The 1,082-nt window shown below is 66.2% G+C and carries 1 pseudogene; it reads left to right on the plus strand.

Going from position 1 to position 1,082, the window contains the following annotated elements:
- Window positions 1–472: 472 nt before the first annotated feature.
- A pseudogene (locus BQ17_RS17680) lies at window positions 473–1,082 on the plus strand (hypothetical protein); the annotation flags it as partial.

Genomic DNA, 1,082 nt, shown 5'->3' on the forward strand with positions numbered 1-1,082 from the left:
GAGAAGCGTAGTGAAGCCCAAGGTGGAAGCCGCGAGGCGAAGCTGGAGGACGGGTGGAGCCAGGACACGAGCGTAGGCAGCGAGGCCGGGGGCGGGCGCTAAGCGTGCGAGGGAACGCGAAATCCAACCGTCACCGAAAGACGCATTCGGTAGAGCCTGACGGCACGGGTCGAAAGCACATGTTCTTACTCGGGGTGACCTAGAGCGTGAGAGCGAGCCAGGAGTCAGCCGCGGCCAGAGTCGTGATGAGTCGCGCCGAAAGGCGGGAGGAGCGAAGGGCCGAAGAGTCACGAGCGGATCCCACACGGCATCCGTTGTGAGCGGCGCGCAGGGGGGTGAAACGCCCTCGGAGCGGCAACGGCGGCAGCTTGCGAGGCGGCGGGCCAAGCCAAGCAGGTGGCTTCCAGCAGCGGGGCGGCGCGTGCCCATCGAGTGGCGCGGAACAGCGAGCGCAGAGGCCAGAAGAGGTTCGATGAGCGAAACGGTAGAAATCAGCCTGGAATCGGTACTGAGCCGTGACAACCTCAAGCGGGCCTGGGCGGCGGTGAAAGCCAAGGCTGGGGCCGGCGGGGTAGACGGCAAAGGAATTGCGGAAACCGAGGCCCCCCTCAAGCCTCATGGGCCGGCGCTCCGCGAACAGCTCCTTGGGGGCGAATACCGGCCGGCGGCGGTGTGCGCGGTGGACATTGCCAAGCCCGGTGGTGGAAGCCACTGGTTGGGCCTTCCCAGCGTGCAGGACCGGGAATTGGAACAGCGCGGGCTATCGTTCGTGCGCTATGCCGATGAGATCGCCGTGTTCGTCTCCAGCCAGCGAGCCGCCGAGCGGGTTCTGAAGCGCCTGAGGCGGTGGTTGCACAAGCACCTGGACCTTCCAGTCAACCCATCAAGAGCGGCGCACGCCGTAGCGAGGACCGCGCGTTGTTGGGATTTCGTATCCACCCCGGTGGACACGTCAGCCCGGCACCGAAGGCCATCAAGCGGCTCAAGGAACGGGGGCGCGCGCTGGGAGGCCCGGCAAAGCCTCACCCGTGAGCACCTGCGCAAGCAATGGCAAGTCTACAGCAACGGAGGGTGGAATGACT

Origin of the sequence: Candidatus Thiosymbion oneisti, assembly GCF_900092655.1 — a bacterium.
Lineage (GTDB): Bacteria > Pseudomonadota > Gammaproteobacteria > Chromatiales > Chromatiaceae > Thiosymbion > Thiosymbion oneisti.